This is a genomic window from Xanthomonas sp. BRIP62415, assembly GCF_003993515.1.
GTDB classification, from domain to species: Bacteria; Pseudomonadota; Gammaproteobacteria; order Xanthomonadales; family Xanthomonadaceae; genus Xanthomonas; species Xanthomonas euroxanthea.
In genome coordinates this window covers 164,991-189,986 of the sequence record NZ_QEZH01000034.1, presented here as the reverse complement: position 1 = coordinate 189,986, position 24,996 = coordinate 164,991, and the positions used below count along the sequence as shown (strand labels likewise).

The 24,996-nt window shown below is 66.9% G+C and carries 20 protein-coding genes; 10 read left to right on the top strand and 10 right to left on the bottom strand.

Annotated features, from left to right (window positions below):
• Positions 1-779 precede the first annotated feature (779 nt).
• From mtnA to EO141_RS19270, 3 genes are all read left to right on the top strand, one after another.
• On the top strand, positions 780-1,844 hold the full coding sequence (gene mtnA / locus EO141_RS19280) for an S-methyl-5-thioribose-1-phosphate isomerase (protein WP_104582814.1): 1,065 nt from the start codon (positions 780-782) through the stop codon (positions 1,842-1,844).
• Between the two features lie 209 nt (positions 1,845-2,053).
• Positions 2,054-4,765 carry a DNA gyrase subunit A gene (gene gyrA / locus EO141_RS19275; RefSeq protein ID WP_127169993.1) on the top strand — a complete coding sequence of 904 codons (2,712 nt, stop codon included), beginning with the start codon at positions 2,054-2,056 and terminating at the stop codon, positions 4,763-4,765.
• Between the two features lie 194 nt (positions 4,766-4,959).
• Entirely contained in the window at positions 4,960-7,437 is a 2,478-nt protein-coding gene (locus EO141_RS19270) for a membrane-bound PQQ-dependent dehydrogenase, glucose/quinate/shikimate family (RefSeq protein WP_127169992.1), read from the top strand.
• 225 nt (positions 7,438-7,662) lie between these two features.
• Here the strand turns inward: EO141_RS19270 and EO141_RS19265 are convergent, their stop codons facing one another.
• The gene (locus EO141_RS19265; protein WP_127169991.1) at positions 7,663-8,391 is read right to left on the bottom strand and encodes a hypothetical protein; all 729 of its coding nucleotides are present in this window, start codon (positions 8,389-8,391) and stop codon (positions 7,663-7,665) included.
• On the opposite strand from EO141_RS19265, the gene EO141_RS21755 reads away from it, so the two are divergent.
• Entirely contained in the window at positions 8,384-9,238 is an 855-nt protein-coding gene (locus tag EO141_RS21755; RefSeq protein WP_241236692.1) for a hypothetical protein, read from the top strand. The two genes, EO141_RS19265 and EO141_RS21755, sit on opposite strands and share 8 nt — an antisense overlap.
• Positions 9,239-9,283: 45 nt before the next feature.
• A complete protein-coding gene (locus EO141_RS21750; protein ID WP_241236691.1) occupies positions 9,284-9,679 on the top strand; it encodes a hypothetical protein in 396 nt (131 codons plus the stop codon).
• Between the two features lie 147 nt (positions 9,680-9,826).
• Here EO141_RS21750 and hutU read toward each other — a convergent pair whose 3' ends face one another.
• From hutU to hutI, 4 genes are read right to left on the bottom strand one after another with little or no spacing between them, the layout of a single operon-like run.
• Positions 9,827-11,494 carry a urocanate hydratase gene (gene hutU, locus EO141_RS19255; protein WP_127169990.1) on the bottom strand — a complete coding sequence of 556 codons (1,668 nt, stop codon included), beginning with the start codon at positions 11,492-11,494 and terminating at the stop codon, positions 9,827-9,829.
• A gap of 16 nt (positions 11,495-11,510) precedes the next feature.
• Positions 11,511-12,371, bottom strand: a complete 861-nt coding sequence (gene hutG, locus EO141_RS19250) for an N-formylglutamate deformylase (protein ID WP_127169989.1) — start codon at positions 12,369-12,371, stop codon at positions 11,511-11,513.
• A gap of 13 nt (positions 12,372-12,384) precedes the next feature.
• Entirely contained in the window at positions 12,385-13,926 is a 1,542-nt protein-coding gene (gene hutH, locus EO141_RS19245; protein WP_127169988.1) for a histidine ammonia-lyase, read from the bottom strand.
• A 13-nt stretch (positions 13,927-13,939) separates the two neighbouring features.
• Positions 13,940-15,145 (bottom strand): imidazolonepropionase, encoded by a 1,206-nt coding sequence (gene hutI / locus EO141_RS19240; protein ID WP_104648457.1) that lies wholly within the window; start codon positions 15,143-15,145, stop codon positions 13,940-13,942.
• Between the two features lie 60 nt (positions 15,146-15,205).
• Between hutI and EO141_RS19235 the strand changes: the two genes are divergently transcribed.
• Together EO141_RS19235 and hutC are read left to right on the top strand one after the other, a co-directional pair.
• Positions 15,206-16,576: a formimidoylglutamate deiminase gene (locus tag EO141_RS19235; protein ID WP_164739326.1), complete on the top strand. Its 1,371-nt coding sequence runs from the start codon at positions 15,206-15,208 to the stop codon at positions 16,574-16,576.
• A gap of 40 nt (positions 16,577-16,616) precedes the next feature.
• Positions 16,617-17,354, top strand: coding sequence for a histidine utilization repressor (gene hutC, locus EO141_RS19230; RefSeq protein WP_104582823.1), 738 nt, complete (start codon positions 16,617-16,619; stop codon positions 17,352-17,354).
• Positions 17,355-17,395: 41 nt separating this feature from the next.
• Here hutC and EO141_RS19225 read toward each other — a convergent pair whose 3' ends face one another.
• From EO141_RS19225 to EO141_RS19215, 3 genes are all read right to left on the bottom strand, one after another.
• The gene (locus tag EO141_RS19225) at positions 17,396-18,400 is read right to left on the bottom strand and encodes a restriction endonuclease (RefSeq protein ID WP_127169987.1); all 1,005 of its coding nucleotides are present in this window, start codon (positions 18,398-18,400) and stop codon (positions 17,396-17,398) included.
• Between the two features lie 232 nt (positions 18,401-18,632).
• Positions 18,633-19,187 carry a phasin family protein gene (locus EO141_RS19220; RefSeq protein WP_104582825.1) on the bottom strand — a complete coding sequence of 185 codons (555 nt, stop codon included), beginning with the start codon at positions 19,185-19,187 and terminating at the stop codon, positions 18,633-18,635.
• Between the two features lie 181 nt (positions 19,188-19,368).
• Positions 19,369-19,644, bottom strand: a complete 276-nt coding sequence (locus tag EO141_RS19215) for a polyhydroxyalkanoic acid system family protein (RefSeq protein WP_102596972.1) — start codon at positions 19,642-19,644, stop codon at positions 19,369-19,371.
• Positions 19,645-19,818: 174 nt separating this feature from the next.
• Between EO141_RS19215 and EO141_RS19210 the strand changes: the two genes are divergently transcribed.
• A complete protein-coding gene (locus tag EO141_RS19210; protein ID WP_115676699.1) occupies positions 19,819-20,628 on the top strand; it encodes an FHA domain-containing protein in 810 nt (269 codons plus the stop codon).
• Here the strand turns inward: EO141_RS19210 and msrQ are convergent.
• Positions 20,570-21,226 carry a protein-methionine-sulfoxide reductase heme-binding subunit MsrQ gene (gene msrQ / locus EO141_RS19205; RefSeq protein WP_104582827.1) on the bottom strand — a complete coding sequence of 219 codons (657 nt, stop codon included), beginning with the start codon at positions 21,224-21,226 and terminating at the stop codon, positions 20,570-20,572. The genes EO141_RS19210 and msrQ overlap by 59 nt on opposite strands.
• 152 nt (positions 21,227-21,378) lie before the next feature.
• Positions 21,379-22,347: a protein-methionine-sulfoxide reductase catalytic subunit MsrP gene (gene msrP / locus EO141_RS19200; protein ID WP_024940184.1), complete on the bottom strand. Its 969-nt coding sequence runs from the start codon at positions 22,345-22,347 to the stop codon at positions 21,379-21,381.
• Between the two features lie 178 nt (positions 22,348-22,525).
• Here msrP and serC point away from each other — a divergent pair, with 178 nt between their 5' ends.
• Both serC and pheA read left to right on the top strand, forming a co-directional pair.
• Positions 22,526-23,611, top strand: coding sequence for a phosphoserine transaminase (gene serC, locus EO141_RS19195; protein ID WP_127169986.1), 1,086 nt, complete (start codon positions 22,526-22,528; stop codon positions 23,609-23,611).
• 67 nt (positions 23,612-23,678) lie between these two features.
• On the top strand, positions 23,679-24,881 hold the full coding sequence (gene pheA, locus EO141_RS19190) for a prephenate dehydratase (protein WP_104648569.1): 1,203 nt from the start codon (positions 23,679-23,681) through the stop codon (positions 24,879-24,881).
• Positions 24,882-24,996: the final 115 nt, after the last annotated feature.

Genomic DNA, 24,996 nt, shown 5'->3' with positions numbered 1-24,996 from the left:
GTGTGCATTGGAGAGCAGTGCTGAATGCGCCTCGTCCGATCATGAAGCATCGGCCCCAGGTCTGATGCATACCGCACGACAGACAGCTTTTCAGATGAGCGCCGACCACCTGTCTGGTGTGGTGTCCTTGCCGGTTGCGCGACCGTGTGGCGGCATGAATGCCGCCACCGAGCCCCCCAGGGATGGATTCACGGCGTGTCCCTGAAGCGGTGAGGGCACCGCGCCCTCGACGCTGCGAGTTGGCTGCAGGGTCCTTGCCCGCCCACCCTCGCGGGACACGCCGCAAGTACGTCCTTGTAGGCTCCGGCGCGGCATCCATGCCGCTCAGGGTCCCGCGACGGTGAGCGGGCAAGGACCAGTCGAGATGGTCGGTGTGCATGGGAAGAGCAGTGCTGGAAGCGCCTCGTTTGATCATGAGCAACGGTTCCACGTCTGATGCATACCGCACGACAGACGGCTTTTCAGGTGAGCGCCGACCAATTGTCTGGTGCGGTGCCCTTGCCGGTTGCGGGACCGTGTGGCGGCATGGATGCCGCCACCGAGCCCCCAGGGACGGGTTCACGGCGTGTCCCGCAAGCGGTGAGGGCACCGCGCCCTCGACGCTGTCAGTTTGCTGCGGGGCCCGCCCGCCCACCATCGCAGGACACGCCGCAAATACGTCCGTGTGGGCGCACGCGGCATCCATGCCGCGTAAGGTCCCGCGGTGGTGAGCGGGCAAGGACCCAGTCACGACGGTCGGCGTGCGTGGTTGCAGGCAGGGCATGACTTACAATGTCCGCATGAACGACAGCGCCCATATCGACTACGCCCGCTACGACCATATCCGCCCACTGCTGTGGACCGGCGATGCCCTGGAACTGCTCGACCAACGCAAGCTGCCGTTCGTGGTCGAGCATGTGCGTTGCGACACCAGCGACGCCGTGGCCGAGGCGATCCATTCGCTGGCCGTGCGCGGAGCGCCGGCGATCGGCATCGCGGCCGGGTGGGGCGTGGTACTGGCGGCGCGCGACATCGCTGCCGAGGACGGTAGTGCGGCCTTGCAGAAACTCGAACCGGCGCTGTTGCGGCTCAACGCCGCGCGTCCGACCGCGGTCAATCTGGCCTGGGCGCTGATGCGCATGCGTCGCGTGCTGGGCGCTGCCGGCGCCGACTGGCGCGAGGTGATCGCGCGCGAGGCGCAGGCCATCGCCGATGAAGACCTGGCGGCCAATCGGCAGATGGGCGCGCTTGGTGCGGCGTTGATCGACACCGGCAGCGGCGTGCTGACCCACTGCAATACCGGTTCGCTGGCCACCGCCGGTTTCGGGACCGCGCTGGGCGTGATTCGCGCCGGCGTGGCGCAGCAGCGCATCGCCAAGGTGTTTGCCGGCGAGACCCGGCCGTGGTTGCAGGGCGCGCGCCTGACCGTGTGGGAGCTGCAGCAGGACGGCATCGACGCGACCCTGATCGCCGATTCGGCCGCCTCGCATCTGATGAAGTCCGGGCTGGTGCAGTGGGTCATCGTCGGCGCCGACCGCATCTGCGCCAATGGCGATACCGCCAACAAGATCGGGACCTACCAGCTGGCGATCGCCGCGCGCCACCACGGCGTCAAGTTCATGGTGGTGGCGCCGTCGTCCACGGTCGACATGGACACCGCCAGCGGCGAGCAGATCGAGATCGAGCAGCGCGATCCGGGCGAGTTGTTCGGGGTCGGCGGCGTGCGCACGGTGGCCGATGGCATCCATGCCTGGAATCCGGTGTTCGACGTCACCCCCGGCAGCCTGATCGATGCGATCGTCACCGAACGCGGAGTGATCGTGCAGCCGGACCCGGCGCGCATGCAGGCGGCGTTCGGCGGCTGAGGCCAGTGCGGCGCGCTATCGCCGCATCGTCCCGTCAAAATCCTGCAAGTGCTTGTTTCTGGCCGGTAAACCGGCGGCATCGTGGTGCCCCTTCGTGATACAATCCGGGGCTTGAATCGATCGGCGGGAGCGTGGGGTTGGCAGCCTGTGACCAAGGCGCCCCCGACGCGGCTTTCCGGCTGGCCCGCCACCTCACTTACGGAACCCGAATGGCAGAAACCGCCAAGGAAATCATCCAGGTCAATCTGGAAGACGAGATGCGCAAGAGCTATCTCGATTACGCGATGAGCGTGATCGTGGGCCGCGCACTCCCCGATGCCCGTGATGGCCTCAAACCCGTGCACCGCCGCGTCCTGTACGCCATGCACGAGCTGGGCGCTCACAGCAACAAGGCCTACTTCAAGTCGGCGCGTATCGTCGGCGACGTCATCGGTAAGTACCACCCGCACGGCGACCAGTCGGTGTACGACACGCTGGTGCGCATGGCGCAGCCGTTCTCGCTGCGCTACATGATGGTGGACGGCCAGGGTAACTTCGGTTCGGTCGACGGCGACTCCGCCGCGGCGATGCGTTACACCGAGTCGCGCATGTCGCGGCTGGCGCATGAGCTGATGGCCGACATCGACAAGGAAACCGTCGATTTCCAGCCCAATTACGACGAAAAGGAACTGGAACCGACGGTCATGCCGACCCGGTTCCCGAGCCTGCTGGTCAATGGCTCGGCCGGTATCGCGGTGGGCATGGCCACCAATATCCCGCCGCACAACCTGACCGAGGCGATCAACGCCTGCATCGCCTTGATCGACACGCCGGAATTGGATGTCGAAGGCCTGATGGAGTACATCCCCGGTCCGGATTTCCCCACCGCCGGCATCATCAACGGCACCGCCGGCATCGCTGCCGGGTATCGCACCGGCCGTGGCCGCGTGCGCATGCGCGCCAAGGCCGACGTGGAAGTGGCCGACAATGGCCGTGAAGCGATCATCGTCACCGAGATCCCGTACCAGGTGAACAAGGCACGGTTGATCGAGAAGATCGCCGAGCTGGTCAAGGAAAAGAAGCTCGAAGGCATCAGCGAGCTGCGCGACGAGTCCGACAAGGACGGCATGCGCATCTACATCGAGGTCAAGCGCGGCGAGTCGGCCGAGGTTGTGCTCAACAACCTGTATCAGCAGACCCAGATGGAGTCGGTGTTCGGCATCAACATGGTGGCGCTAATCGACGGCCGCCCGCAGTTGATGAACCTCAAGCAGATGCTGCAGGCGTTCATCCGCCACCGCCGCGAAGTGGTGACCCGCCGCACCATCTATGAACTGCGCAAGGCGCGTGCGCGCGCGCATGTGCTGGAAGGTCTGACCGTCGCGTTGGCCAACATCGACGAGATGATCGAGCTGATCAAGACCTCGGCCAACCCGCAGGAAGCGCGCGAGCGCATGCTGGCCAAGACCTGGGAACCGGGTCTGGTGGGCGCTCTGCTGGGCGCTGCCGGTGCCGAAGCCTCCAAGCCGGAAGACCTGGCGCCGGGCGTGGGCCTGGCCAACGGCTTCTACCAGCTCAGTGAAGTGCAGGCCTCGCAGATCCTGGAAATGCGCCTGCATCGCCTGACCGGGTTGGAGCAGGAAAAGCTGACCGACGAGTACAAGCAGTTGCTCGAGGTGATCCAGGGCCTGATCCGCATCCTGGAAAACCCGGACGTGCTGCTGCAGGTGATCCGCGACGAGCTGATCAACATCCGCGAAGAGTACGGCGACGAACGCCGTACCGAGATCCGTCACAGCGAAGAAGATCTGGACATCCTGGACCTGATTTCGCCGGAAGACGTGGTGGTGACGCTCTCGCACGCCGGCTATGCCAAGCGCCAGCCGGTGAGCGCGTATCGTGCGCAGCGCCGTGGCGGCCGTGGCCGGTCTGCGGCGGCGACCAAGGAAGAGGATTTCATCGACCAGCTGTGGCTGGTCAACACGCACGACACGCTGCTGACCTTCACCAGCAGCGGCAAGGTGTTCTGGCTGCCGGTGTACCAGCTGCCGGAGGCCGGCTCCAATGCGCGTGGTCGTCCGATCATCAACTGGATTCCGCTGGAACCGGGCGAGCGGGTGCAGGCAGTGCTGCCGGTGCGCGAGTACGCCGACAACCGCTATGTGTTCTTTGCCACGCGCAACGGCACGGTCAAGAAGACTCCGCTGAGCGAATTCGCGTTCCGTCTGGCACGTGGCAAGATCGCCATCAACCTCGACGAGGGCGATGCGCTGGTCGGCGTGGCCTTGACCGATGGCGATCGCGACGTGCTGCTGTTCGCCTCCAACGGCAAGACCGTGCGCTTCGGCGAATCCACGGTGCGCTCGATGGGCCGTACCGCCACCGGCGTGCGCGGCATCCGCCTGACCAAGGGCGAAGAGGTGGTCAGCCTGATCGTGGCCGAGCGTGCCGGCGGCATCGAAGGCGATGGCGAGGACGAGGGTGTCGAGGACGTGGTGGAAAGCACGGACGGTGTCGAGGCAGAGGTGATCGACGTCGCCGAGAGCGACGACATGGCCTACATCCTCACCGCCACCGAGAACGGCTACGGCAAGCGCACCCCGCTGACCGAGTACCCGCGCAAGGGTCGCGGCACGCAGGGCGTGATCGGCATCCAGACCACCGAGCGTAACGGCAAGCTGGTGCGTGCGGTGCTGCTGGGCGCCACCGACGAAGTGCTGCTGATTTCCGATGGCGGCACCCTGGTGCGCACCCGCGGTTCGGAGATCTCGCGCGTGGGTCGCAATACCCAGGGCGTGACCTTGATCCGCTTGTCCAAGGGCGAAAAGCTGCAGGCGGTCGAACGCCTGGATGCCTCGCTGGAGGAGGCCGAGGATGTGCTGGACGATGCAGCCGGCGTACCGGCAGCCAGTACAGGCGAGCTGCCACCGACCGAAGCGTGATCGCAGCAGGCGAGCAACGCAGTTGAAAAAAAACGCCGGCGCACAGCCGGCGTTTTTTATTGCACGCGGTGACATCTGCAACGCAGTGTTTTTCGACGCCGGTCGCAAAGAACGCGGCTTTTTCACCGTGGCGGGTCGAAGGTTGTTGGTGGTGCGGCGGCGTTGCGTCGCCGCAGATCGAAGAGGAACAACTGATGACGACATTGCATCGTCCTTCCCGTCGCGGCCATTGGGCGCTGGCGACGTTGGGAGGCGTGATTGGAGTGCTGGGCACCGTGCTGCTGGCAGGCGGCGTGTGGCTGGCCGTGCTGGGCGGCTCCTGGTATTACGCGCCTGCGGGCGCGGCGTTGCTGATTGCCGGCGTGCTGCTGTTTCGCGGTCGCAATGCGGGCGCATGGTGGTTTGCCGCCGTGGTGGCGGCGTCACTGCTGTGGACATGGTGGGAATCGGGCAGCGACTACTGGCGCTGGGTGCCGCGGCTGGGCTTGATCGTCGGCCTGGCGTTCGTGCTGGCGCTGCTGCTGCCGAAGCTGGAGCGCCCGGTGTCGCGCGCGGTGTCGCGCAGCGTGGCCGGCGTCCTGGCAGCGGTGTTCGTGGTGGCCTTCGCGCTCGCCTTCGTGCCGTTTGGAGTGACCGAGGCCGATGGTGTGCTGGCACATGCTGCCGGCATGGCTGCGGGCCTGGTCAAGCGCAGTGCGTCTGCATCGCCTGCAGCCTCTGATGGGCAACCGGCCAATGCGCCTGCCGACGACGACTGGGCCGCGTACGGACGCAGCCAGGCCGGGCAGCGCTATTCGCCGCTGCAGCAGATCAACCGCGACAACGTGGCGCAGCTGACGCAGGCCTGGGTCTTCCACACCGGCGACTTGCCGAGCAAGCGCTGGGGTGCGGAAACCACGCCGCTGAAGGTGGGCGACAGCCTGTACCTGTGCACCGCGCGCAACCAGGTGATCGCGCTGGATGCCGCCAGCGGCAAGGAGCGTTGGCGCTACGATCCCAAGGTCAAGGACGAGGCGATTCCGTATACGGCCGCCTGCCGTGGCGTGTCGTACTACCAGGTCCCGGCGGCGGCCAACGATGCCGCCGCAGCGGCGGCAGCCGGTGCCTCGGCGCTGTGCCGCACGCGCATCATCGAAGGCACGCTGGACGGCCGCCTGATCGCGCTGGATGCGCGTAGCGGCAAGCCGTGCACGGACTTCGGCAACAACGGCCAGGTTGATATTACCGCCGGCATGGGGCAGACGCCGCCGGGGTATGTGTCGATCAATTCGCCGCCTGCCATCGTGCGCGGGGTGGTGGTCACCGGCCATCAGGTGCTGGACGGGCAGAAGCGTTACGAGCCGTCCGGTGTGATCGAGGGTTTCGATGCGGTGACCGGCCAATTGCGCTGGGCCTGGGACATGACCCATCCGGACTGGAACGGCGCACCGCCGCCGGGCCAGACCTGGACGCGTGGCACGCCGAACATGTGGACCACCGCCGCGGCCGATGAACAGCTGGGCTATGTGTATCTGCCGATGGGCAACTCCACCGCCGATTACTGGAGCAGCTCGCGCACGCCGCAGGAGAATCGCTATGCGACCTCGCTGGTGGCGCTTGATGTCACCACCGGCAAGCCGGTATGGAATTTCCAGACCACGCATATCGATACCTGGGATTACGACCTGGGCTCGCAGCCGAGCCTGATCGACTTCCCCAAGGACGGCGTCAACGTGCCGGCGGTGTTGTTGCCGAGCAAGCAGGGCGAGTTGTACGTGCTGGACCGGCGCACCGGCAAGCCGCTGGTGGGCGTGGAGGAACGTGCAGTACCGGGTGGCGGCGTGGAGCCGCAGATGCGTGCCAGGACCCAGCCATTTTCGCTGTACCACACGCTGCGCAAGCCGGATCTGACCGAGCGCGACATGTGGGGGATGACGCCGATCGATCAGCTGGTCTGCCGCATCCAGTTCCGCAAGGCCAGCTACAAGGGCATCTACACGCCGCCGGAAGCCGACCGCCATTCGATCGAATATCCCGGCTACAACGGCGGTTCGGATTGGGGCAGCGTGTCGGTGGATCCGCAGCGCGGCGTGATCGTGGCCAACTACAACGACATGCCCAACTACAACCTGCTGGTGCCGCGCGCCAAGGCCGACAAGCTGGGCTGGGCGCCGCGCGATGAAGTGCGTGGTGATACGGGTGGCGCAGAAGGCGCAGGCGATCCGCAGGCCGGCACGCCGTATGCGATCAACGTCAATGCGGGCTGGCGTTTGCCGTTCACCAAACTGCTGTGCAAGCAGCCACCGTATGGCGGCATCCGTGCCATCGACCTGGCCAGCGGCAAGACGCTGTGGGACCGTCCGTTCGGCAGCGCGCGCGGCAATGGTCCGTTCGGTATCCGTTCGGGTCTGCCGATCGAGATCGGCACGCCGAACAATGGCGGTTCGGTGGTGACGGCCGGCGGATTGATCTTCATTGCCGCAGCCACCGACGACCTGATCCGCGCCATCGATCTGGCCACCGGCAAGGAGCTGTGGCATGCCAAGCTGCCGGCCGGCGGCCAGGCCAACCCGATGGTGTACGCCTACAACGGCCGCGAGTATCTGGTGATCATGGCCGGCGGCCACCACTTCATGGAGACGCCTGCAGGTGATGCCGTGGTGGCCTACGCGCTGCCGCAAAAGGCACCGTGATGCACGCAGCGAGCGAATGCGCTAGCTGAGGCTTGCTAGCCACTTCCGAAGCCTGAAACGAAAAGCGCACCGCAAGCGGTGCGCTTTTTTCATGGGCAATCGCATCGTGGCCAAACAACATGCATCTACCTGTTGACCCAACAGAACCCCGCATCCACGCTCTTACGATTCCCGATTCCCGATTCCCGATTCCCGATTCCCGATTCCCGATTCCCGATTCCCAAATCACCCGACGTTGGCAGCGGCCGCATCTTCCATCACCGCATCGCGCACATCCTGCGCGAGCGTCGCCTTGACGATGATCGAGCGGATGGCATCGGTGGCATCCGACAGCGGCACATCGCTGCCCAGGCGCTGGAAGGTATCGCGGCTGTTATAGCCGGACCCATCCTTCAGGTAATGGTCGTACATCGACATCAGGTCCTGGCAGGCGGTGATCAGCGCTGCGACATTGCCGCGCAACAAGGCATAACCGATCTGGTCGAAGCTGTGCAGGCAATCGGCCAGCCAGTGCAGGTCGTAGCGGGCCGTGGCCGGTTCCGGCGCCGTGTGGCCGCGGCTGTAGGCGCTGTAGCGGCGCAGGCTGCGTGCCACCCGTGCGACGTGCGTGAACAACGTACCGATTTCGTTGGCGATATCCAGCCGCTGCACCATCACCATCGGAATCACCTGGCTGTCAGCGGCCGGCGCCTGTTCGGCTGCTGTCTGTTCCCGCTGTTCCAGCGATTGCTTGAGCACGGTATAGCTGCGCTGCAGCGATTCCAGTTCCAGCGCGCTGGCGGCCGCGCGCGCCTTCAGCTGCGAGAGCGCGGCCTGGTAGCGGGCCAGGCTGTCCTGCGTGCTGGCGAGCTGGCCGGATTCGGCGCGCAGCTGCCGGCCACGCACGAACGCCAGCACGGTGGCAATCAGCGCCCAGAGCGCGAATGCAGGCACCAGGTAGATCAAGATGCCCATGGAGATTCCTCAAAACGTTGCATACCTTGTCGGCCTGCACGCCGCGGACTTGAGGGCAATCGTCGGGAATGTGATGGACGACGATGTCCCCCGCTTGCATCCTGATGCCGGAAGCTCTCACCGCCCCCTGACGAACGGCACGTGGCGAGCGGTATCCAGGCATGCTCGAATCAGCGCACTCGCCAGCCCGGAGCCTTGCATGCGCAGATGGATCGATCGCTGGCCGCCAATGCTGCGGGGCATCGGCGCAGTGGGACTGCTCTGGGCGTTGCTGTATGCCACCGCGCATGCCGCGCCACCCGTGCCGCCATCGGCACCGGTGCAGGTGGGTTACAGCGAAGCCACGGATCTGTTCAATCTGCTGGATAACCTGTCGGACTGGTTGCCGGGTTTTACGGTGCCCGTGTATCGCAATTACTTCGAAACCCATGGAGGGCTGGATCAGGCCGATCACGCAGCACTGGTCGCCTATGCAGATTTCCGCCGCCGCACCTCGGGGCTGGCAAAGGGCGACGATCCGGAAGTGCTTGACCGTGTGTTTGCGCCAGAGGCCACCCGTGATGTGGATCCTTTCTCGCGGCATTTCCTCGGGGATGCAGAATTCGAGGCTGCAGCGAGCGCCGCCATTGCGGAGCAGTCGGCGGATGACCAGGCGATGCTGCGTGCGTATCTGGCCCGCTTCGTTCCACGCGCCAGGCGGCTGGTCACAGCTGCCCCCCGTTTCGAGCAACAGGCGCGCATGCTGCGCGAGGAACTGTCCAACCCCGCCGTTGCGCGGTTGGCGTCGCAGATGCGGGCGTTCTTTGCGGTGCCGGAGCCTGCGGTGTTCCAGGCAAGATTCGTCTAGTGGCCGGAGCCGGACACCACCCAGGCCAAGGTACGCGGACGCACCATGCTGCTGTATTCGCAGCATGATGCGCTCGCCGGCACGGCCTCGATGGACTGGGCGCCGATCGTGTTGCACGAATTGAGTCATCACCTGTCTGCGGTGCAGCCCTCGGCGCGCAAACGCCTGCTCGCTGCCAACTTCATGCGGCTGTGTCCGGGTGCGGCCAGCTTGCCGAACCCGCTCAATGCGCTGGAAGAACCACTTGCGATCTATTGGGGACAGTATCGCTTTGAGCAGGCGGTGCGCGGGCGTTCGCTGCCGCCGTCGTCGCAGTGGTATATCCAGGCGCACGCCGATCGCGCGGCGAAGGCGATCGCAGCCGCCTATCCGGCAAGCCGGGCGGCGCCGGCGCTCGATGACGGCGCATTGCTGGCTGCTGCTGCATCGGCCTGCCAGTAGACAGTGATGGAAATGAAAGCCGCTGACAGAATGTAGCGGCCAGTCGGCGCGTGCTGCGGACAGCGCGCCTAGAACCGGTGATGTAGGCGTGGTGAGTGCGACAGGGTGCGGCGGACACGCTGCCGGCGAAACAGCGGCCGAGGATCCTCAGCCGAGAATGCCCGGCAGATCCAGGCCTTTTTGCTTCGCGCAGTCGGTGGCGATGGCGTAGCCGGCATCGGCGTGGCGCATCACGCCGGTGGCCGGGTCGTTCCAGAGCACGCGCTCCAGGCGCTTGTCGGCGGCCTCGCTGCCATCGCAGACGATGACCATGCCGGCATGTTGCGAAAACCCCATCCCGACGCCGCCGCCGTGGTGCAGCGACACCCAGGTGGCACCGGAGGCGGTGTTGAGCAGCGCGTTGAGCAACGGCCAGTCGGAGACCGCATCCGAGCCGTCGGCCATGGCTTCGGTTTCGCGGTTGGGCGAGGCCACGCTGCCCGAATCCAGGTGGTCGCGGCCGATCACCACCGGCGCCTTGAGCTCACCGCTGCGCACCATCGCATTGAAGGCCAGGCCGAGCCGGTGGCGGTCGCCCAGGCCGACCCAGCAGATCCGCGCAGGCAAACCCTGGAAGGCGATCTTGTCGGCGGCCATGTCGAGCCAGCGGTGCAGATGCGCATCGTCGGGAATGAGTTCCTTGACCTTGGCATCGGTCCTGGCGATGTCGTCCGGATCGCCGCTGAGCGCGACCCAGCGGAACGGCCCGATCCCGCGACAGAACAGCGGCCGGATGTAGGCGGGCACGAAGCCGGGGAAGTCGAACGCGTTGTCGACGCCTGCTTCCAGCGCCATCTGCCGCAGGTTGTTGCCGTAGTCCACGGTGGGCACGCCCAGGGCGTGGAAGGTGAGCATGGCGCGGATGTGGTTGGCCATCGCCTCGCGCGCGGCCGCTTCCACCTGTTTCGGTGCGGACACGCGCTTGGCGTCCCATTCCTCCACCGTCCAGCCCTGCGGCAGGTAGCCGTTGACCGGGTCGTGCGCGGAGGTCTGGTCGGTCAGCAGGTCCGGCTTGACCCCGCGCAGCAACAGTTCGTCCAGCACGTCTGCGACATTGCCGAGCAGGCCGACCGACAGCGGCTTCTTGGCCGTGCACGATTCCTCGACCAGGCGCAGCGCTTCGTCCAGGTCGTCGGTCCAGGTGTCCAGGTAGCCGGTGCGCAGGCGCATGTCGATGCTGGAGCGGCGGCATTCCACCGCCAGGCACGAGGCGCCGGCCATCACCGCGGCCAGTGGCTGCGCGCCGCCCATGCCGCCGAGGCCACCGGTGAACAACCAGCGCCCGGACAGGTTGCCGCCGTAATGCTGGCGGCCCATCTCCACGAAGGTCTCGTAGGTGCCCTGCACGATGCCTTGCGCGCCGATGTAGATCCAGCTGCCGGCGGTCATCTGGCCGTACATCGCCAGACCCTTGCGATCGAGCTCGTTGAAGTGGTCCCAGTTGGCCCAGCGTGGCACCAGGTTGGAATTGGCGATCAGCACGCGTGGCGCATCGGCATGCGTGCGGAACACGCCGACCGGCTTGCCGGATTGCACCAGCAAGGTCTGGTCATCCTCCAGGCGGGTGAGCGCGGCGACGATCGCATCGAAGGATTCCCAGTCGCGCGCGGCGCGGCCGATGCCGCCGTAGACCACCAGCTTCTGCGGGCGCTCGGCCACGTCCGGGTCCAGATTGTTCATCAGCATGCGCAGCGGCGCTTCGGTGAGCCAGCTCCTGGCGGTGAGCGTGGTGCCGGTGGCGGCGCGGATGACGCGGGTTGCATCGTGACGGGTCATGCCGGTTTCCTTGCAATCAACGGTGCGCCGCAGGCGGCGTGGTGTCGGAGGACTGAGCGCTGTCGGTGGCAAATTGCAGGCAGGCCAGCAGCACGTGCCGCAGCACCGCGCGCAGCGCGACTGCATGCGCGGGGAGCCAGGGCGTCGGCCAGTTCTGCGGGGTGATCGCGTCCGGCTCGCGCATGTAGCCGCGGCATGCCAGCTCCATCTGCAGCGTATGCACGCCCTGCTCGGGCTGCGCGTAATGGCGGGTGATCCAGCCGCCCTTGAAGCGCCCGTTGCGCACGGTGCTCGAGCCGCTGCTGCGGCACAGCCGCTCCACCGCATCGGCCAGCGCCGGAGCGCAGCTGCGGTCGTCGTTGCTGCCGATGTTGAACTGCGGCAGCTCGCCATCGAACAGATGCGGGATGAAGGAGCGGATCGAGTGCGCGTCGTACACCACGATTCGGGGATGTAGCCGACGCAGGCGCGCGATTTCGTCGGCAATCGCCGCGTGATAGGGGTCGAACCAGCGCGTGCGGCGCCAGGCGATCTGCGCTTGGTCGGGTTCGGCGCCATCGGCATACAGCGGCTGGTTGTCGAAGGTGGTCAGCGGACACAGGCCGGTGGTGTTCTGGCCCGGATACAACGACGCCCCGCTGGGGTCGCGGTTGACGTCGATCACCGAGCGACAGATCGCGGTGCGCACCGTGGTGGCGCCCAGCGATTGCGCAAAGTCGTACAGCTGATGCACCCACCAGTCGGCATCGCGACGTGCCAGCCAGGGCGAGACGAACTGGTCCACCAGCGCGTCAGGCAGCTCGGTGCCGGTATGCGGGAAGCTGAGGATCAACGGCGCATCGCCGCGGTGGATGTCGAGCCAGGGCAGGGTGCTCATGCGGCGTCTCGCATCATGCCTGCTGCTCCACGCCTGGCAATGCCGTGGCAACCGCCTGCGCAAGTGCACCCGAACGCACCAACGCGCTGGCCGCCAGCATGTCGGGATGGAAATAGCGGTCGTCCTGCAAGGTGGGCACCTGCGCGCGCAGCAACGCGCGTGCGGCTTCCAGTGCGGCGCTGGAGCGCAGCGGCGCATGGAAGTCGCAGCCTTGCGCGGCCGCCAGCAGTTCGATGCCGATCACGTGTGCGGCGTTCTCGGCCATCGCCAGCAAGCGCCGCGCGCCATGCGCTGCCATCGATACATGATCTTCCTGATTGGCCGAGGTCGGAATCGAATCGACGCTGGCCGGATACGCGCGTTGTTTGTTCTCCGACACCAGCGCCGCAGCGGTGACCTGCGGAATCATGAAACCGGAATTCAGGCCCGGGCGCGGGGTGAGAAACGCCGGCAGGCCCGACAACGCCGGGTCGACCAGCATCGCGGTGCGGCGTTCGCTGATCGAGCCGATTTCGCACACCGCCATCGCCAGCATGTCGGCTGCGAAGGCCACCGGCTCGGCATGGAAGTTGCCGCCGGACAAGGCCTCGCCGGTGTCGCTGAACACCAGCGGGTTATCCGAGACCCCGTTGGCCTCGATCTCCAGCGTGCGTGCGGCCTGGCGCATGATGTCCAGCGCCGCGCCCATCACCTGCGGCTGGCAGCGCAGGCAGTATGGATCCTGCACGCGCACATCGCCCAGCCGGTGCGATTCGCGAATGCTCGAATCGGCCATCAGCGCGCGCAGTGCCGCGGCGGTGGCGATCTGCCCGGGCTGGCCGCGCAGGGCATGGATACGCGCATCGAATGGCGTGTCCGAGCCCTTGGCCGCTTCCACCGACAAGGCGCCAGTGACCAGCGCGGCCTGCAACACGGTCTCGATCTCGAATAGGCCGGCCAATGCGCAGGCGGTGGAGAACTGGGTGCCGTTGAGCAGCGCCAGGCCTTCCTTGGCGCCGAGCACGCGCGGCTGCAACTGCGCCTGCGCAAGCGCGTCGGCGGCAGGCAGGCGTTGCCCGCCGACGAAGGCCTCACCGACGCCGATCATCACCGCGGCCAGATGCGACAACGGCGCCAGATCGCCGGATGCGCCCACCGAACCCTGGCAGGGCACCACCGGCGTGATGCCCCGGCGCAGCATCGCCTCCAGCAACGCCAGCGTGCCCGGCTGCACGCCCGAGGCGCCCTGGGCCAGGCTGGTGAGCTTGAGCGCCATCATCAGCCGAACCACCGGCACCGGCGTGGGCTCGCCGACGCCGGCCGCGTGCGAGAGCACGATATTGCGCTGCAGGGTCTGCAGGTCCTCGCGCTCGATGCGCACGCTGGCCAGCTTGCCGAAGCCGGTATTGACGCCATAGACCGGCTCGCCGCGCGCCACGATGGCCTCCACCGTCTGCGCGCTGCGCAGCACCGCGGCCGCGCAGGCGTCGTCCAGCACGACCTCGGCGCCGCGATACAGCGCACGCCACTGCGCCAGCGTGACCTGGCCGGGCTGCAGGACAACAGATGCACTCATGAGGACTCCGGATTCAGCAGGAATGCCCGCGCCAGACGCGGGCATGAAGAGGATTGAAGCCCATGCGGTAGACCAGGTCGGCCGGCGCATCGATGTCCCAGATCGCCAGGTCGCAGTGCATGCCGGCACGCAGCCGACCGAGCCGCTCGCCGCGCCCCAGCGCGCGTGCGGCGTGCCGGGTGAAACCGGCAATGCACTCGTCCACGGTCATGCGGAACAGCGTGGCGGCCATGTTCATCGCCAGCAACGGGCTGGTCAGCGGCGAGGTGCCGGGGTTGCAGTCGGTGGCCAGGGCCAGCGGCACGCCGGCGGCGCGCAGCGCCGCGATCGGCGGCAGTTGGGTATCGCGGGTGAAATAGAACGCGCCGGGCAACAGCACCGCGACCGTGCCGGCGCCGGCCATCGCGGCAACGCCGGCGTCATCCAGGTATTCGACGTGATCGGCCGACAAGGCGCCATGGCGTGCGGCCAGTTGCGCGCCGTGCTGGTTGCTCAGTTGCTCGGCATGGATCTTGATGTGCAAGCCGTGCGCCTGCGCGGCGAGGAAGACCTGTTCGGCTTGCGCGGGCGAAAACGCCAGGTGTTCGCAAAACACGTCCACCGCCTCGGCCAGGCCTTGCGCGGCAATCGCCGGAATCATCTGCGTGCAGACGGCGTCGATGTAGCCTTGCGCATCGCCGCCCGGTGGCACCGCGTGCGCGCCGAGGAAGGTCGGCACCACTTCGACCTTGCGCAGCGTAGCGAGCTGACGTGCCACGCGCAGCTGCTTGGTTTCGTCCTCCAGCGTCAGCCCGTAGCCGGATTTGATTTCCAGCGTGGTCACGCCCTCGGCGAGCATCGCGTCCAGGCGCGGCAGGCTGGCGGCCAGCAGCGCTGCGTCATCGGCGGCACGGGTGGCGCGCACCGTGGCCACGATGCCGCCGCCGGCTGCGGCAATCTCGGCATAACTGGCACCGCGCAGGCGTTGCTCGAATTCGTTGGCGCGATTGCCTGCGTACACCAGATGGGTATGGCAATCGATCAGGCCGGGGCTGATCCAGCGGCGCTGGCAATCATGCGCAACGTCCGGCTTCAACGCCGGAGCCTGCGCGGCCGGGCCGGCATAGGCGATGCGGCCGTCCTGGCAGGCCAGAATGCCATCGTCCACGATGCCCAGGCCGCCATCGGCCGCGTCCAGGGTCATCAGCCGTGCGTTGTGCCAGAGGACGTCGCAATACATGGCGCAGGCTCATGCTGTCTGATATGTATATACAATAGAACCGGCAATCGAGGGTGTCCAGTGGCAGACCAACAGGTGCAGGCGTTGTGGGCAGCGCGGGCGCTCCTGCCCGATGGCTGGGCTGGCGATGTGCGGATCACGCTGGCACAGGGGCGCATCGCCACGGTGCAGGCCGATCGCGCACCTGTCGCCGGCGATACCCGGGTCACGCTGCTGCTGCCCGGGCTGGGCAACCTGCACAGCCACGCGTTCCAGCGCGGCATGGCCGGCCTGACCGAGGTGGGCGGGCGCAGCGGCGACAGTTTCTGGAGCTGGCGCGAGCTGATGTACCGCTTCGTCGACCGGCTCGATCCCGACAGCCTGCAGGCGGTCGCCGAACAGGCCTATGTGGAAATGCTCGAAAGCGGCTTCACCCGCGTCGGCGAATTCCACTACCTGCACCACAGCCCCGGTGGCGCGGCATATGCGCAGGCCGGCGAAATGTCCGCGCGCATCGCCGCTGCCGCCGCCAACACCGGTATCGGGCTGACGCTGTTGCCGGTGTTCTATGCGCATGCGGATTTCGGCGGCCGCGCGCCCAGCGCAGCCCAGCGTCGTTTGATCCACGACATCGATGGTTTCGCGCGGTTGCTTGACGACTGCGGGCGCAGCCTCACGGCATTGCCGGATGCCGTGCTTGGGCTGGCGCCGCACAGCCTGCGCGCAGTCACGCCGGAGCAGCTGGCCGCATTGGTGCCGCTCACCGATGGCCCGATCCATATCCATATCGCCGAGCAGCAGCGCGAGGTCGAGGCCTGCCTGGCCTGGTCGGGCCAGCGCCCGGTGCAGTGGTTGCTCGCCAACGCACCGGTGGATGCGCGCTGGTGCCTGGTGCATGCCACGCACGTGGACGCGAGCGAGCTGCAGGCCATCGCCGACAGCGGCGCGGTGGTCGGGCTGTGCCCGATCACCGAGGCGAATCTGGGTGACGGGCTGTTCCCGATGCAGGCATTTGCCGCCGCGGGCGGGCGCTTTGGCGTGGGTTCGGATTCGAATGTCCTGATCGACGCGGCCGAAGAACTGCGCCTGCTCGAATACGGCCAGCGTCTGCAGCTGCAGGCGCGCAATGTGCTGGCGCAGGCGGGTACCTCGAGCGGGCGCTGGCTGTTCGACCAGGCGGGCGAAGGCGCGGCACAGGCCTTGGGCATTGCTCACACTGGCATCCGGGTTGGCGCATCGGCCGATCTGCTGGAGCTGGACCCGGCCCATCCGGCGCTGCTGGCGCGCGATGACGATGCGCTGCTGGACAGTTGGCTGTTCGCCGCGCGCGGCGGTGCGGTGCGCACTGTCTGGCGCGCCGGGCGGCCGGTGGTGCGTGACGGGCGCCATGTGGATCGCGCGCGGATTGCCACGCGTTTTGCCGGCGTTTTGCGAGCGCTGCTGAGCAAATGAGCCGATACGCGCACAATGCAGGTCTGACCGGAGACCCGCTTTGACCGCCACCCCCATCGCCGCGCCCGGCACCCTGCATCAACGCATCCGGCAGGATCTGGAACAACGCATCCACAGTGGCGACTGGCCGCCCGGTCACCGTGTGCCGCCCGAACACGAGTTGATGGCGCAATACGCTTGTTCGCGGATGACCGTGAACAAGGTGCTCGGCCTGCTTGCCGATGCCGGCATGATCGAACGCCGCCGCCGCACCGGCTCGTTCGTGGCGCGCCCGCATCCGCATCTGGAGCAGGTCGCCTTGTCGATTCCCGACATCGAAGTGGAAATGACCGCGCGCGGCCACGTCTACGCGTTCTCGCTGGTGTCGCGGCGGCTGCGCAACCCGCGCCTGCGCGTGCCGCAGGAGCGTGCCCTGGGCAGCAGCGGCAAGCTGCTGGCGCTGGAAAGCGTGCACTTGGCAGACGGCAGCCCATTCGCGCTGGAACAGCGGGTGATCGACACCACCACCGTGCCCGAGGCATTGCTGCAGCCGTTCACCGACGTGGCGCCGGGCAGTTGGTTGCTGCGCAACGTGCCGTGGACGCGCGCCGAGCACCGTATCAGCGCCGCCAGTGCGGACGCCGCGCAAGCCGAACGCCTGCAGGTGGACGATGGCACGGCCTGCCTGGTCATCGATCGCCACACCTGGCGCGGCGACCAGCCGGTCACCTACGTGCGTCAATTGTTTCTGGGCGGGTCCTATGACCTGGTGGCGCGGTTTGCGCCGGGAATGCGCTGAGCCTCAGAGGCTAAGTGCAAGTGGGCGGCCCAAGGCATGCATCAGATCGTCGTGCACTGCCGCCAGCGCACCGGTTCCTCCACGCCCGGCCGCGGATTGAGCTGCACGCGCACGGTGCGCAGATACGGGTAGCGCTGCAGTTCGCGGCAGATCAGCGGCCACGCCGCGGCGTCTTCGACCGAGCGATCCACCGCCAGCGTCGCCTGGGTGATCCAGATGCCGCGCACCAGGCCGGGCGTCCGAGCCAGTGCCTTTGACACCTCGCGTTGATAGCCCTGCACGGTTGCCGCATCCGGTTCGGCAGTGCCTGCCAGCGGCATCGATGCAGGCGCTGCGGCTGTCGGCGGTGCTGGCTGTCGCGAGGGTGTGCGCTGCGGTGCCGGGATTGCAGAAACCGATTCGGCAACGCGCGAAGTGGCCACCAGTGCGGCCTGCTGTGTTGGCACGGGCGGCTGCGCCGGCTGCAGCGCCAGCGCCGCAACCAGGGCCAGGGTCGCCAGCGCCGCACCGGCACCGAGGCTGTGACGGATCGCGCGGCGGCGCGCCATGCGGACCACCCCGGCTTCCACATCGCCCGGCAGATACGGCTTGAGCAAGGGCCACAGGCGCGTGCCATCCAGCACTTCGATGGACTGCCTCTCGGCGGCGGCCATGCCTTCGCGTTCCATTCGGCCTTCGGTCACCATCACGCCGCCGCCTGCGCCGGCCAGCCGCGCCATCGCACCCAGCTCGTTCACCGCTGCCACGCCGATGCGGTAGCTGCGCCCATGCTTGCAGGCCACCAGGCGGGTGCCTTGTCCGGTGCGCATCATGAATTCTGCCGTCGGCAGGCCGTCCTGCGGGACCTGGGTCGGTTGCCAACCGCGTTGCTCCTGCAGCACGCGCAGCACCACGCCGGAAAAGTCGCGCCAGTGCATGGCCGCCAGTGCATGCACGCCCTCGGTGGTTTCGTCGGCACGGCGGCGCACCAGCCATACATAGGCGCACACCGCCAGCCAGAGCAGCAGGGAAGCCACAAGCGCCACAATCCAGGGAGGCATGAGCATCAAGCGAAGGGATGGCGCATATGACGACGCGGTGCGCTTAGAAGAATCCTTCGCGGTAGGTTCGTCAATGGATCGGCGGCAGTGATGGCACGCGCCGTGATCCAGGCAGCAAAAGACCCGCCAGTCCGAAGCCGTGAGGGGAGGGGAGCAAACGGACTTCGTAATGCAGGACTGGCGGGTCCTTCCCGATTGTCTAAAAAATCATGCTGCTTTGCAACATTGCCGAACTGTCTTATTCACCATCAAATGCAGCATTGTTTGAGGTGGCGCTGCCGGTGGTGGTGCCTGCGCCGGTGGTGTCGCTGCTGGCGGCCTGCGCTGCCTGGTTGGCGGTGCGGTTGGCGCGCTTGGTCGCGGCGGTATTGGCACGCACCTGGGCCTTGAGCGACTCCACCTCGCGGCGCAGGTTTTCCAGTTCGTCCTGCTCGGGGATGTTGAGCGTGCGCAAGACCCCCTTGACGCGTTCGTCGAAGGCCTTGCCCAGCTTGTCCCAGCCGCGCACGGCGGTGTCGCGTGCCTGCTCGAACTGGGTTTCCACCTCTTCGCGCAGCTCGTCGACGCTTTCGGCCGCCTTGCGCTGGCCGCTGCGCTCGTACGCTGCGCCTTCGCGCACCAGCGAGTCGAACAGCTTGCCCCCCTCGCTCTGCACCCGACCCAGCGCACCGAGCCCGGCCAGCCATACCGTCTGTGCCGATTCACCGAGCCGGCGCGAAATCTGTTCTGCCTGCGCCTGGAAGCCGTGCGCTGCATCGTCGCGCTTGCCGTTCTGATCGTATCCGGTCGTCATGGAATGCTCCTGTTGGGTTGCCAAGTGACGTTGCCTTCACCCTAGTCCGGGCACTGCATCGAGCAGGTGAAGCACCCATGAAGCATCCCCCTGCAACGGACAGCGCGGCTGACTTGTTGCTGAAGCGATGGTGCAGTCAGGCCGAGCCAGGCGATCAGACCCGATCAGCGGCGCTGCACGCTCAGGCGAGTTTTTCGGCCAGCAGGCGACGGATCTCCGATTCCACCATCGGCTGCATCGCCGACAACAGGAAGCCAAGCTCGGCGGTGACATGCACCTGCTGCGGCAACAGGGCGATCGCCCCATCCACGCCGGCACGCGCGATACGCAAGGTATCGCCTTCCCAATGCGAGGCGACGCCGTAGCGGTCGGTCAGCTTGCGGGCCGCCGCGTCGATCGCTGCGCGGGCCTGGGCCGGCGACAGGGCATGGTCGTGGCGGATATCGATGCTGGACATGGGTTCCATGGAAAAGACGAAAGGAGCGCGCATTGTGCGCATGCGCGCGCCAGGCTCCAAGTGCGGCGCGCGTGGCACGCAGCGGCAACGACGCCCCGGCCCGGTGCATGGGGCGGGGCGACACCGGTCAGGTTGTTGGCCGCGGCGCGTGGCAAACCTGCTAGGCTGCGGCGGGTGCGCGATCTGCAAGTTCATTTCACCCACCGGCAGCAGCCGGATCATTCCCTCAAGCCCGGCGTCCACCGGATCGTCCGCCATGCCTCCGGCAGCGTGCGGGTGGTTGCCGATGCGCAGGGAGCGCTGCTGTTGGCGCAGTTCTGCCTGGACCAGCGCGGGCTGTGGCTGCAGGTGGCCAACGGGATCCGTGGCATCCACGTCAACGGACGCCCGGTGCGGCGCATGGCGCTGCTGCGCCCCGGCGATGCGATCTACGCCGACGGCGTGGAGATGCTCCTGCGCAGTGCGCCGTCGAGCGCGCCGGCCAATGATGTTCAAGACGACGAGACCGGCCTGAGCGAGGTCTGCCTGCTGTTGCGCGGGCTCGGCGGCCGTCATCACGGGCGCAGCTTCACCCTGGACCGCTCGCGGTTGGTCGGCAGTGACCCGGCGGCGGACATCGTCATCGACGACCCGGCCTTTGCCGCCCAGCACGCGCGGCTGGAGCGTCACGGCGACCGTGTGCTGATCCGTGATCTGGGCTCGGAAGAAGGCAGCTGGATCAACGGCGTGCAGGTGCGCGACGGTTGGTTGCAGGCCGGCGACCAGGTTGTGTTCGACGCGCGCCACCGCTTTGTCGTCGAGGTGCCGCGTATCCACCACGGCACCACCTGGGACATCCCCGAGTCGGAGCCGCAGCCGCTGCCACGCGCGACCAGCGAGCCGGCGCGTACGCCGGTCAAGGTCGCGCGCTGGCCATGGCTGCTGCTCAGCGCGGTGTTGCTGGCGGCGGCGTTGAGCGCCTTGCTGTGGTTCGGCGCGCGCTGAGTTTTTTCCAGATCCGCCAGCCCAGCAGCACGGCCAGAATGCCGGCATACAGCGCCGGTTCGCGGATGTCGGATTTCACCAGCCACCAGAAGTGCAGTACCGCCAGCAGCCCGATCGGGTAGATCAGCAGGTGCAGGCGGCCCCAGTTGCGCTTGAGCCGCCGCATCCAGCCCTGGGTGGAGGTGATCGCCAGCGGCACCAGCAGCAGCCATGCCGCAAAGCCGACCGTGATGTAGGGGCGCTTGAGGATCTCCTCGAAGATCTGGGTCCAGAAGCCGCGCAGATCCAGGCTCAGGTAGGCCGCCAGGTGCACGCTGGCATAGAAGAACGCGTACAGCCCGAGCATGCGCCGGAAGCGGATCAGCAGCGCCTGGCCGGTGAGCTGGCGCAGCGGCGTGATCGCCAGGGTGATCAACAGGAAGCGCAGCGCCCATAGCCCGGTGCGGTGCTCGATCTCGGCCACCGGATCGGCGCCCAGCGCATCGCTGCCGGTTTGCCATACCTGCCAGAACTGCCAGCCGAGCAAGGCGATCGGCGTCAGTGCGGCGACATGCACCAGGGTCTTGGCGGCGATCAGGGATGCGGACGTCTTGGCCATGCGATCTCGAAGAAGGAAGCGATGCCGCGCGGGCAGGAAACGTGCGCGGACATGAAACGTAGGAGCGCACCCGGGCGCGACGGGCATCACCAGCAAAGCCCGTCGCGCCCGGGTGCGCTCCTACGGCAGATGGATATCAGAGGGTTTGTTGCCTAGAACCACTTCTTCAGGTCCATGCCTGCGTACAGCGAGGCGACCTGGTCCGCATAGCCGTTAAACGGCTTGGTCGCGATCCGCTCGGCAAACAGCTTGCTGGCGGTGCCGGCGATGCGGCGCTCAGTCTTCTGGCTCCAGCGCGGATGGTCCACCGCCGGATTGACGTTGGAAAAGAACCCGTATTCGGAGGGCTGCAGGTCGTGCCAGGCGGTTTCGGGCATCTTCTCGACGAAGCGGATCTCCACGATCGACTTGATGCTCTTGAAGCCGTACTTCCACGGCACCACCAGCCGCAGCGGCGCGCCGTTCTGCTGGGGCAGCGGCTTGCCGTACAGGCCGGTGGCCAGCAGGGTCAGCGGATGCATCGCTTCGTCGATGCGCAGGCCTTCGCGGTATGGCCAGTTGATCGAGCGGTAGCGCACGCCGGGCATCTGCTGCGGGTCGGCCAGCGTGGTGAACGCCACGTACTTGGCCTTGGAGGTTGGCGCAAAGCGCTTGAGCACCTCGCCCAGCGGCACCCCCGTCCACGGGATCACCATCGACCAGCCTTCCACGCAACGCAGCCGGTAGATGCGTTCTTCCGCGCTGATGCCCTTGAGCAACTCGTCCAGCGACAGGCTACCGGGCTTTTCGCACTCGCCACTGACCTTCACCGACCATGGCGACAGCTTCAGGGTCTTGGCGGCCTTGGACGGGTCGGTCTTGTCGGTGCCGAACTCGTAGAAGTTGTTGTAGCTGGTGACGTCTTCCAGCCGGGTCAGTTCCTCGGCGGTCCGGAAGCCGCTGCGCGCCTGCGCCGGCGTCACCACGGTCTTGGGCGGAGGCGGCGGATCGGCCTCGGCGCAGCCGGCCACGCCCAGCGCCGGGGTCAGGGCAAACAGCTGCAGCAGCCGGCGTCGGTCGCGGTAGACGGCCTCATCGGTGATCTCGCTGGACGGCGTCTTCAAGACATCGCGAAGGGACATGGCTCGCTCCTGACAGTGGCTGCTGATGAGAATAACGGACCACCGTGATGGCGCTGCCGATGGCCTACGCAAACCATACGTCTCCGCCAGTGAGAAGGATGCACATGCAACTTTTCTGCGACGCTGCCAAGGCCGGTGCGCTGCGGCATACTAGAAGGCTAGCTCGACAAGGTGTGCCATGACACGCGCGTTCAATTTCAGTGCCGGCCCTGCGACATTGCCGGAATCGGTCCTGCGCCAGGCGCAGGCGGAGATGGTCGAATGGAACGGCGTCGGCGCCTCGATCGTGGAAATCAGCCACCGCAGCGCCGATTTTATGGCCGTGGCAACCGCGGCCGAAGCCGATCTGCGCCGCTTGCTGTCGATTCCCGATGACTATGCGGTGCTGTTCACCGCCGGTGGTGCCACCACCATCCAGGCCCTGCTGCCGCTCAATTTCGCCGCACCCGGCCAGGCCGCCGACTACGTGATCACCGGCCACTGGGGCAAGACCGCGATCAAGCAGGCGGCCACCTATGTGGATGCACGCATTGCCGCCGACGGCCAGGCAGGCGGCTTCACCGACATTCCGCCAGTGGCCAGCTGGACCTTGTCGCCGCACTCGGCCTACGTGCACATCACCGCCAACGAGACCATCCACGGCGTCGAGTTCCGCGACACGCCGGCGGTGGGCACGCTGCCGCTGTTTGCCGATTTCAGTTCCTCGATCGCCTCCGAGCCGCTGGATGTGTCGCGCTATGGGCTGATCTATGCCGGCGCGCAGAAGAACCTGGGCCCGGTCGGCATCTCGGTGCTGATCGTGCGGCGCGACCTGCTCGAACGCGCCGGCCAGCCGCGCGCGGACATCTTCAACTACGCCTCGCACGCCGCACGCGATTCGATGCTCAACACGCCGCCGACCTGGAACTGGTATCTGCTCGGACTCACCGTGAAGTGGATGCTGGAGCAGGGCGGGGTGGAGGAGTTCGCCCGCCGCAACGCCGAAAAGGCCGCGCTGGTGTATGGCGCGATCGATGGCTCCGGCGGGTTCTACCGCAACCTGGTCACCCCGGCGGTGCGCTCGCGCATGAACATCCCGTTCTTCCTGGCCGACGAGCAGCTGGATGCGTTGTTCGTCAGCGAATCCAAGGCAGCCGGTTTGCTGGCGCTGAAGGGGCACAAGGCAGTCGGCGGCATTCGTGCGTCCTTGTACAACGCGATGCCGGTGGCGGGCGCACAGGCGCTGGCGAGCTTCATGCACGACTTCCAGCAGCGTCACGGCTGAGTGTTTCATTCGACCGCGGCGCATGCCGCGCAGGCGCATGCGCCGCAATTTCAAGGAATGCCGAGCGATGGCTCCCAAGTCCAACAAGCCCAGTGCCGCCACCGGCGGCAAGACCAAACCGGCAGGCAAGTCCGCCGCCAAGGCTGCGGGCAACGCTGCAGACAAGCGCGCGATCAAGCCGACCACGGCGGCACCGGTGCTGGCCGATGTGCGCGCCAAGATCGACGAGATCGACCGCACCATCCAGGCGTTGATCGCCGAGCGCGCCAACTTTGCCCACCAGGTCGGCAAGGCCAAGGGCAAGCTCGCCGCGGCGGTGGATTACTACCGGCCCGAGCGCGAGGCGCAGGTGCTGCGCATGGTGGTGGACCGCAACGAAGGCCCGCTCAGCGATGAAGTGCTGGTGCACGTGTATCGCGAAATCATGTCCGCGTGCCTGGCCCAGCAGGAGCCGCTGAAGATCGGCTATCTCGGCCCGGAAGGCACCTTCAGCCAGCAGGCGGTGCTCAAGCACTTCGGCCGGTCGGCGGTGGGCCTGCCGATGGCCACCATCGAGGAGGTGTTCCAGGAAGTGGAAGCGGGCAATGCCGATTTCGGCGTGGTGCCGGTGGAAAATTCCGGCCAGGGCACCATCCAGGTCACGCTGGACATGTTCCTGACCTCGAACCTGAAAATCTGCGGTGAAGTCGAGCTGCGCGTGCACCAGTACCTGCTCTCGCGCAATGGCCGGCTGGAAGACATCGAGCGCATCTACGCGCATTCGCAGTCGTTTGCGCAGACCGCCGGCTGGCTGCGTTCGCACCTGCCCAAGGTCGAGAAGATCGCCGTCTCCAGCAATGCCGAAGGCGCGCGCCGCGCCCGCAATGCCGAAGATGCCGCGGCGATCGGCGGCGAAAGCGCCGCGCATGTGTATGGCTTGAAGAAAGTCATCATGAAGTCGATCGAGGACGACGACGACAACACCACGCGTTTTCTGGTGATTGGCCGGCAGATCTTTCCCACCTCCGGGCATGACCGCACCTCGGTGCTGGTGTTCATCCACGACAAGCCGGGCGCGTTGTTCGACGTGCTCAGCCCGTTCGCGCGGCATGGCATCAGCATGAACCGCATCGAGTCGCGTCCCTCGCATCAGGCCAAGTGGGAATATGGCTTCTTCATCGACCTGGCCGGCCACGTGGAGGACGAGGCGATGAAGCAGGCGCTGGCCGAACTGGAAGCGCACTCGGCACAGATCAAGGTGCTGGGCTCGTACCCGGTCGCCATTCCCTGAGCGGGCGCGTCCGGCAAGCGCAGGCCTGACCGGCATGCCGTCTCCAGCCGAGGTGGCGGCAGCGCCACGACACTCTCCAACGCGTATCGCCGCACAGGGCGATGCCGCAGCAATC

What these genes read in the sequence shown, in the direction of transcription:
- gyrA (WP_127169993.1), top strand. Translation starts at nt 2,054, where the DNA reads ATGGCAGAAACCGCCAAGGAAATCATCCAGGTCAATCTGGAAGACGAG.
- EO141_RS21750 (WP_241236691.1), top strand. Translation starts at nt 9,284, where the DNA reads ATGCTGCTGTATTCGCAGCATGATGCGCTCGCCGGCACGGCCTCGATG.
- serC (WP_127169986.1), top strand. Translation starts at nt 22,526, where the DNA reads ATGACACGCGCGTTCAATTTCAGTGCCGGCCCTGCGACATTGCCGGAA.
- EO141_RS19225 (WP_127169987.1), bottom strand. Translation starts at nt 18,400, where the DNA reads ATGCTCATGCCTCCCTGGATTGTGGCGCTTGTGGCTTCCCTGCTGCTC.
- mtnA (WP_104582814.1), top strand. Translation starts at nt 780, where the DNA reads ATGAACGACAGCGCCCATATCGACTACGCCCGCTACGACCATATCCGC.
- hutI (WP_104648457.1), bottom strand. Translation starts at nt 15,145, where the DNA reads ATGTATTGCGACGTCCTCTGGCACAACGCACGGCTGATGACCCTGGAC.
- EO141_RS19220 (WP_104582825.1), bottom strand. Translation starts at nt 19,187, where the DNA reads ATGACGACCGGATACGATCAGAACGGCAAGCGCGACGATGCAGCGCAC.
- msrP (WP_024940184.1), bottom strand. Translation starts at nt 22,347, where the DNA reads ATGTCCCTTCGCGATGTCTTGAAGACGCCGTCCAGCGAGATCACCGAT.
- msrQ (WP_104582827.1), bottom strand. Translation starts at nt 21,226, where the DNA reads ATGGCCAAGACGTCCGCATCCCTGATCGCCGCCAAGACCCTGGTGCAT.
- pheA (WP_104648569.1), top strand. Translation starts at nt 23,679, where the DNA reads ATGGCTCCCAAGTCCAACAAGCCCAGTGCCGCCACCGGCGGCAAGACC.
- hutU (WP_127169990.1), bottom strand. Translation starts at nt 11,494, where the DNA reads ATGACCCGTCACGATGCAACCCGCGTCATCCGCGCCGCCACCGGCACC.
- hutG (WP_127169989.1), bottom strand. Translation starts at nt 12,371, where the DNA reads ATGAGCACCCTGCCCTGGCTCGACATCCACCGCGGCGATGCGCCGTTG.
- EO141_RS19270 (WP_127169992.1), top strand. Translation starts at nt 4,960, where the DNA reads ATGACGACATTGCATCGTCCTTCCCGTCGCGGCCATTGGGCGCTGGCG.
- EO141_RS19215 (WP_102596972.1), bottom strand. Translation starts at nt 19,644, where the DNA reads ATGTCCAGCATCGATATCCGCCACGACCATGCCCTGTCGCCGGCCCAG.
- EO141_RS21755 (WP_241236692.1), top strand. Translation starts at nt 8,384, where the DNA reads ATGCCCATGGAGATTCCTCAAAACGTTGCATACCTTGTCGGCCTGCAC.
- hutH (WP_127169988.1), bottom strand. Translation starts at nt 13,926, where the DNA reads ATGAGTGCATCTGTTGTCCTGCAGCCCGGCCAGGTCACGCTGGCGCAG.
- EO141_RS19265 (WP_127169991.1), bottom strand. Translation starts at nt 8,391, where the DNA reads ATGGGCATCTTGATCTACCTGGTGCCTGCATTCGCGCTCTGGGCGCTG.